An 8,526-nucleotide genomic window follows, 5' to 3' on the forward strand; every position below is an offset into this window, starting at 1 on the left:
TTAAACGTTAGTTAATAAATAGCGCCATAGCATGGGATGAGATTCTTGCTGGTATCATTTTTCAGAAGATGACAAGCGCTCAGCTAAGGCGTAATTATTGGGTAGGTGTCTCAGGTGGTGGAGTTGTATTACTGTTCTCTCCTCCATTAGAGCCATTGCCATTGTTCCCAGAGCCATTGCCGTTATTTGAGCCGTTACCATTATTTCCATTGCCTGAGCCATTGCCGTTATTGCCATTGTTTGAGCCATTGCCATTACTGCCAGAACCATTGCCGTTATTTGAGCCATTACCATTATTACTACCAGTTCCATTCCCAGAGCCATTGCCATTCTCAGGTGGCGTAATTGGAGGAATTGTCTCTTGATCGTCTTCCTGATCAGGTTCATTCTCACTTCCTCCAGTCGAAACGACATTTGATTGTGGAGATGTTAAACCAGTGATATCTACTGCAACAACGGCATAGGCTTGTCCACTTGCTACTGTCATACTTTGAGTTGATTCAAGCACTGAATTGACAAGTGTATGACCACCGTTCGTCACATTATATATTCGGTAACCAACAACATCATTGGAAGAGCCTGACCAAGATAATGTGTTGCCATTAATCGATGCAGATACTGCTGCTGGCGGGCTACCATCTGTAGGGAAGTCAACAGCCGATACAGATGAATTCGATAATGTCGAATTTTTAGGCAGTAGACTAGCAGGGTTACCGCCAAGTCGTCCAAGCATGCGTTTTATAAATGCTTGATTAATACCTGCACCACCTGGTTTTACAAATTCCGATGGTGTATTAGGGAGGGCATTATAAGTTTTCCCTTTAATCGTTACAACACTTGAAGAAGCAAGGCTATCATCTGTTTGTGATGGTAAAAATACTTTTGCGTTAAACAAATCAGATCGCACAAGGCCAGCGCTAGAGCATGCTGCAGAAGGTGCTAAGCCAGAAATACCACAGAATGAAGCAGACACTACATTTTTTGGCTGCTTAAATCTTGTTTTAGGGGCAATTAATTGTGGATCAACATCATAGACCGAATTCATTAATGTTCCCCATAGCTTGTTTATACGAACACTAGGCTGTAAGTACGTATTATTAAATGCATATAAAGTTCTTTGTTGATCATAACCTAACCATACACCAAGTGATACATTAGGGTTATAGCCAACCAGCCACACATCTTTATACTCTTGCGTAGTACCTGTTTTTGCAGCGAAATCTGCAGAGAATTTTAGGGTGTTTCTTGCCATTGTACCTGTTCCTTTTGTTAAAACATCTCGTAGCATATCTGTAACGATATAAGACGTTTCAGGACTATAAACTTGTACAGGTTCAGCTTCATGTTTATAAATAATTTTTCCCTCTTGATCCTCAATTCTATCTATCATGTAAGCATCAATGAATTGGCCGCCATTTGCAAAGGTTGCAAAGGCATTCGTATTTTCCTCTACAGTTGTTCCTACTTCCAATGCGCCAATTCCTGTTGAAAGGTTTGTATAATCATTAGGAACTAATTTAGTAAAGCCCATTTTTGCTAAGTAATCTGCAGGACGTTTATTAATAATATCATTGTATAAACGTAATGCTGATAAGTTTTGTGAGTCTGCTAACGCTTCACGTGCAGGAATTAGGCCACGCTCGTCACTAGTAATATAGTTATTTGGGCTCCATTTGCCGATAGAGAATTTTACGTCAACTAGTGGACTACCTGCGCCAATTACACCGTATTCAACAGCTGGTGCATAGACAAGTAATGGCTTCATTGTTGAACCGTTTGGACGGAATGCCTGTGTTGCATGGTTTACTTCAGTTGTTTTAAAGTCACGACCACCCACAAAGCTTAAAATACGCCCTGTAGTATTTTCAATTAAGATACTACCTACCTGTACTGGCATTTCTACATCTATTTCTTCACCTGTTACAGGATCTTTATCTTTTCCTGTATACGTATGTCCATAATATTTAAAGTTATTTGCTGCTTTTTGCATGGCATCGTACATATCTTTATTGATTGTTGAATAAATACGATATCCTTTAGAGCGGACATCACGATCAGCCAAGATCTTATACTTATCTTCTAATTTTTTTTCATTCTTTAAGCGTTCGGGATCAATCCCATCTTCTGCAGCTAGTTTTTCTGCAATTATTTCTTTTGCTCGACTTTCCAACTCATATGTTAACCATGGATAGCGGTCTTCTGGGCGCATTTCTGGTGAACTGAAATCAGCTGTGATGTCATAATTTAGTGCGGTTTGATACTGAGCTTCATCAATGTAACCTGCATCCTTCATACGATATAGTACGGTTTTCATACGATCAATGCCGGGTTGAAGTGCTTCTTCACTTTTAAGCACACCTTTATTTGTAAAAGGCGTATAGGCAAAAGGTGCTTGTGGAATACCAGCTATGTACGCTGCTTGCGGTAGCGTTAAATCTTTTGCTTTGACCCCAAATATTCCTTCTGCAGCCGTCTCAATCCCTGCAATATTTCGCCCTGACGCATTACGGCCATAAGGAATAATGTTTAAATAGGCTTCTAAAATTTCATCCTTTGTCATAAAGTGCTCTAATCGCATAGCAAGCAAAAGTTCTTTTGCTTTTCGTTCATAGGATACTTCATTTGTTAATACTTGGTTTTTGATAAGTTGTTGTGTTAATGTAGAGCCGCCTGTCTGTGTTGCAGAGTTTGTAACGTCCTGAAGCAGTCCTCGAATAACTGCTTTTGGAACAATCCCATTATGCTCACGGAAGTATTCATCCTCTGTTGCAAGAACGGCGTTAATAACATCAGGTGACACATTATTAAGTGATGTTTCACGACGGTCTAAATCAGTTCGCAATTTCCCAATATAAATATCATTGGCAAAATAAATCTCACTAGTTGAGTCGTAGTTAAAAATAAGCTCTCGTAAATCTTTCTTAGTGCGCAGCGGTTCTTCTTTTACGAGAGAAGCAAAATAGCCGGCACCCACTGAACCGGCAAATACAGTGCCTACCAATGCAAAGACTAAAAATAGTAAAAATAAGTTCCAGGTAACACTACCTGAAATACGTAATCTCTTCATCCATTTTTGTTGAATTAATTCATCGATCTTTGCATTGATTTTCTCAATCCAATCTTTCAATGTATCGACCTCCTAAAATCTTGTCTATTATAGCATATATTGATTTGGCTCGAACATAGTTATTGACAATCAAAAAGAATCGTATAGAATAATGCTTATAGTTTTCTAGCGAAGAAGAGCTTGCAGTAGTATCTATATTCCCTGTATAGAGAGCCAGCGGTTGGTGAAAGTTGGCCATAGTGTAGAGACGAATTACGTGCTTGGAGCTTAGACGTGCGCGCCTGCGATAAAGGCGGTTAAATGAAGTGGAAGATGGATGACATCTTCAAGCTGGGTGGTACCGCGTTAGTTCATAACGTCCCTGCATGCAATATTTTGCGTGTAGGGACTTTTTTGTTCTCCCTACACGAAATATTAAACACTTAGGAGGAATAAAAATGACGAACGAATTATTACAAGATTTAGAATGGCGCGGCTTGCTATACCAACAAACCGACGCTGAAGGAATGGCTAAACTATTAGATGAACAGTCGGTTTCTTTATACTGTGGTGTTGATCCAACAGCTGACTCTATGCATATTGGACATATTGTGCCTCTTCTAACGCTACGTCGCTTTCAAAAAGCGGGTCACCGTCCAATTTTGTTAGTGGGCGGAGCGACAGGTATGATTGGCGATCCATCTGGTCGTTCTGAAGAACGTCAATTACAAACAGTTGAGCAAATTGATAAAAATGTTCAAGGTATTCGTGGTCAATTGGAGCGTATTTTTGATTTTGCAGAAGACGGCAATGGCGCACAGTTAGTTAATAACCGTGACTGGATTGGCGAAATGAACACGATTGAATTTTTACGCGATTACGGGAAACTAATTAATGTTAACTACATGCTTGCGAAAGATACAATTGCTTCTCGTCTTGACACGGGTATATCCTTCACTGAATTTGCATACACGTTAATTCAAGGCATTGATTACAATCATTTATACAACCATCATAATTGTCGTATTCAAGTTGGCGGATCTGATCAATGGGGGAATATTACAACTGGTTTAGAAGTTATTCGTAAAACACATGAAGAAGAAACCAAAGCATTTGGGATTACAATTCCATTAGTAACAAAAGCTGATGGTACGAAATTTGGTAAAACAGCGGGTGGAGCTGTATGGTTGGATGGTCAAAAAACATCTCCTTATGAGTTCTACCAATTCTGGATTAATGCGGCAGATGCAGATGTTGTAAAATACTTAAAAATCTTCACATTCCTTTCTCGTGAAGAAATTGAAGCATTGGCTGTATCTGTAGAAGAGGAACCACATTTACGTAAGGCACAAAAAGCACTAGCTGAAGAAATGACTCGCTTAATTCATGGTCAGGAAGCATTAGATCAAGCAATCCGCATTACAGCTGCATTATTTTCAGGAGATTTAAAAGCACTTTCTGCTGAGGAAATGAAGGATGCTTTTAAAGATGTTCCTTCTATTGAAATGGTGAAAGAAGATAAAAACATTGTGGACTTACTTGTGGAAGCGGCTATTTCACCTTCGAAACGTCAGGCTCGTGAGGATGTAACGAATGGAGCGATTAGTGTGAACGGTGAAAAGGTCACTGATTTAGATTATGTAATTGATAGTAAGGATCGTTTAGAGGACGCATTTAGCATTGTTCGTCGCGGTAAGAAAAAATACCATATGGTGAAGTTTGTATAATTAATAAATAGAACCTCTTTAAAATAGAAGGCACTGAAAAAGTCGATTTGCATCACAGTTCTGTGTGCAAATCGACTTTTTCTTAAATTTCTTCATCGGCAGTAGAGGATTTGGACTTATTATTTTTCTTAATTTCCCTGTACACTCTTAAACGTTAAGTTTGTAAGTTCTATAATAACTCATCATATAGTCTTTTGTAGTACACCTAGTTTTCCCTGTGCCCTCTAATAAAGGATATTTTGCTTCAATTATTTAAGAAAATTGGAAGTTTTACATCTTCATACTTCTCAGGATGAAGTAATTTAGCGAGCTTTAATGCTCCCTCTAGTAGACGCGGTGATGGGCGACAATAAAGCCATTCCTCCATCACATGAAGTTGTTTCATTTGAACGGCTTGTAGCTCCTGTGCATGAGGACGTTTCAATAAATTTGCAGGTTGAATTCGCTCAAAGGCAACACCTACCCAAGCCATCAAAATATAATCAGGATTTCGTTGTACTACATCTGTCCAATCAGTTTGCACATTTGCTAATGCTACATCCTGAAAACAATTTTGACCACCAGCAATGACACTAATTTCAGTTAGCCAGTTTAATTTCCCTGCTGTAAAAATAGGATTTGGCCACCATTCCCAATAGAGTGTAGGTCTTTTAGCAACTGTTTGGGCAATTGAACGTAAGTGTTCAATGCATTGTAAATAACTCTCAGCTATGTTTTTAGCGCGGTCCTCAACACCGCAGGCTTTTCCTAATGTATGAAGATCCTGTGCAATTTCCTCTAAGGAATTAGCATTAAACACGATGTGTGGTATATTTCTAGCTTGTAATGCTTCAACATTCTTTTCCATGCCAGGGACACTTAAGGATGCGAGTACAAGATCCGGCTGTAATGCCTCTAATGCATCCATATTAATCGATAAATCTGGTCCAAGCTGAGGCAAGTCTTTCACTGCTAATGGCCAATCAGAAAAATCATCTACGCCAACAAGCTGATCCAGCAAGCCCAAATAAGCTACTAGCTCTGTATTACTAGGACAAATTGAAATTAAACGCATATGCCTATACCCCCATTGTTTTTAAGAAAATTATAGCGAGTGTGGGCGTTACATACAATGAACAAACGCATTTACCTGAAATCAATCACGCCTCAACTTAAATGCGTTCGGATTTTTTCGAGCTCATTCGAAAAGCCCCTCCTCAAAATCTATGACATCCACCTGAGTTCCTCTATTTCAGTGGGCGTTTGTCTGCCCTCTGAATAGAAGAAAATAGCATTCATTTCGCTACTTATAAAGGTGGGTTTATTCTGTATCTGACGCTTCTCTTTCGACACAAAAAAGATTTATTGCTGTCGCTGCGCTTTCGCACAGTAAAGATTGCTGAATCAAGAAAAAGAGGCTGGGACAAAAAGAAAAAATGTTAGATCGATTGTATCTCGGTCTAACATTTTTTTGATTTAAGAAGAATCAATCAACTCAGTGAAACGGAAAATTTATTATCCATTTTCGTTATTTTTCAAAATAATTAAGTTCTGTCCCAGCCTCTTTAATCTTTTTATTATGAAAGTGCAACAGCTTCGAGTGACTCTTCTTTTTTCGTTACTGGACCCATCGCATTTGTAATAATTTGTTTAATATCTTCTAACGTTGCTTTACGTGGGTTTGTTGCAGCACAAACATCTAACATCGCGTTTTTCGCTAAAGTTTCAATATCTTCATCCTTCGCACCTAACTCGCGGAAGCCACTAGGGATATTTAAATCATTTGATAATTTCTCAATAGCTTCAATCGCTTTTTCAGCAGCATCACGTTTACTTAAGCCTTCAACATTTTCGCCTAATAACTCAGCAATCGTTGCAAAACGTTCAGTACGAGCTGTTAAGTTGAAGCGGCAAACATGTGGTAATAAAATAGCATTACATACACCGTGTGGAAGGTTATAGAAGCCGCCTAATTGATGTGCAATGGCATGCACATAACCAAGCGATGCATTGTTAAATGCCATACCAGCTAAAAATTGAGCATACACCATCTGCTCACGTGCTTCTAAATCTGCACCATTTGCATAGGCACGTGGCAAATATTCAGGTACTAACTGAAGTACCTTTTCAGCACATGCATCCGTAATTGGCGTTGCATTTGTCGACACAAATGATTCGATTGCGTGTGTTAATGCATCTAATCCAGTTGCCGCAGTTAGTGCAGGAGGTAAGCCAATCATTAACTCTGGATCATTAATAGACAAAAGTGGTGTAACATGTTTGTCCACAATCGCCATCTTCACCTTACGAGCTGTATCCGTGATAATCGTAAAGCGAGTCATCTCACTAGCTGTACCAGCAGTCGTATTAATTGCGATTAATGGTACTAGTGGGTTTTGTGATTTGTCAACGCCTTCATAATCATGAATACGTCCACCATTCGAAGCAATAAGTCCGATACCTTTCGCTGCATCGTGCGCACTACCTCCTCCAAGAGAAACGATAGAATCACAGCTTTCTGCATGATACACTGCAATACCATCTTCAATGTTCTGATCTGTTGGATTTGGTTCTGCTTTCGGGAAAATTGCTACATCAATTCCAGCAGCAGTAATGATGTTAGCAATTTGTTCAGAGAGACCTAATTTGTGTAAGCCCTCATCTGTCACGATTAATGTCTTTTTCACTTCTAAATCATTTAAACGTTTACCAACTTCTTGAATTGCTCCAGGTCCAAATAAGTTTGTTTTCGGCATTACAAATTGCTTTAGAACGTCTGACATATTTCCAACCCCTTTAAAAAAATTGTTATTGCTTGAATGATGGTGAACCATCTTTCGAAATTCATCGTATTCTATTTTCTCTGAAAGTTCAACTCATATTTTTATTAAAATTCCTCTGTATTACCATGTTATTATTTTACAAAAGAGATAGTTTGTTTTCTTTGTGGTTGAACGATTGAATTGTTTAATGATATCGGTTTTAACATATTTTTAAAATGTTTTATTATAAAAATAAAATATATTTTTTGGGAATTGGTTCTAAAATTAAATTGAATTGCATAGTAAATAACTGATATTTTATTTTAAGTGTATTGGTAGTGTTTACATTGTTTATATTTGTGCCATTACTATTTTAAAGTACATAAAAAATGTCATTATTTTTTATAAGCAAAGTCAATGCAAGTAGTAAATATAAAACGATCGTGTAGATGAATAATCCATACATATAGAAAATGGCTGTTGTATTTGGGCGGATTTCCACTATGAGCATTGATATGGTCTTCCTGTTATTTAAAGCCGAACCAAAATCCTGTTAATAGTAGAATGAATAATGTAACAGCAAATTGCGTCTTTTTATGGAAATTGAGCCCTTTGTATAGAGTTGAAAAAGCGCAAGGACGTTCGAAGCGTTTATTCCTATCAAAAGGCATCATGAAATAAATCATTAACCCGCTATAAATTAAGGTCAGTACAGCCAATTCATCAAACTTCATAATATCCTCCTATTACTCCGAATATTTCCTGCGTTTGACTACTTTAAAACAAAAAAATTCCATTAGTTTCTTACAATAAAAGAATGTAATATTTATAGAAGTTTTGCAGGAGTTATTAAATATTCATTGAATATTATTTCAATGAATATATTTTTTGTATCTTTTGAAAACCCCTTGCTATGCAGGGGTTCTAAAGAGCTTCTAGCTATGGACAAGAAAAAACCCCCAGCCGTACAATGAAATCAGGTCTGGTCAACCGACTTCGTACGAAAGGGGAT

The 8,526-nt window shown here is 38.0% G+C and carries 5 protein-coding genes and 1 other annotated feature; of the genes, 1 reads left to right on the forward strand and 4 read right to left on the reverse strand.

Annotated elements, in window-relative coordinates:
• Positions 1–94 precede the first annotated feature (94 nt).
• Complete coding sequence (locus tag ACQKIM_RS10500; RefSeq protein ID WP_427543070.1) at positions 95–3,127, reverse strand: transglycosylase domain-containing protein; 3,033 nt, start codon at positions 3,125–3,127, stop codon at positions 95–97.
• Positions 3,128–3,229: 102 nt separating this feature from the next.
• Positions 3,230–3,433: a binding site (T-box leader), on the forward strand.
• A gap of 71 nt (positions 3,434–3,504) precedes the next feature.
• Here ACQKIM_RS10500 and tyrS point away from each other — a divergent pair.
• The gene (gene tyrS / locus ACQKIM_RS10505; RefSeq protein ID WP_427543073.1) at positions 3,505–4,773 is read left to right on the forward strand and encodes a tyrosine--tRNA ligase; all 1,269 of its coding nucleotides are present in this window, start codon (positions 3,505–3,507) and stop codon (positions 4,771–4,773) included.
• A gap of 244 nt (positions 4,774–5,017) precedes the next feature.
• On the opposite strand, the gene ACQKIM_RS10510 is transcribed toward tyrS, so the two are convergent.
• From ACQKIM_RS10510 to ACQKIM_RS10520, 3 genes are all read right to left on the reverse strand, one after another.
• On the reverse strand, positions 5,018–5,827 hold the full coding sequence (locus ACQKIM_RS10510; protein WP_427543076.1) for a cobalamin-binding protein: 810 nt from the start codon (positions 5,825–5,827) through the stop codon (positions 5,018–5,020).
• Between the two features lie 502 nt (positions 5,828–6,329).
• On the reverse strand, positions 6,330–7,535 hold the full coding sequence (locus ACQKIM_RS10515) for an iron-containing alcohol dehydrogenase (protein ID WP_427543078.1): 1,206 nt from the start codon (positions 7,533–7,535) through the stop codon (positions 6,330–6,332).
• 506 nt (positions 7,536–8,041) lie between these two features.
• Positions 8,042–8,248 (reverse strand): hypothetical protein, encoded by a 207-nt coding sequence (locus ACQKIM_RS10520; protein WP_427543081.1) that lies wholly within the window; start codon positions 8,246–8,248, stop codon positions 8,042–8,044.
• Positions 8,249–8,526 lie beyond the last annotated feature (278 nt).

Origin of the sequence: Lysinibacillus sp. NPDC047702, assembly GCF_050272555.1 — a bacterium.
Lineage (GTDB): Bacteria > Bacillota > Bacilli > Bacillales_A > Planococcaceae > Lysinibacillus.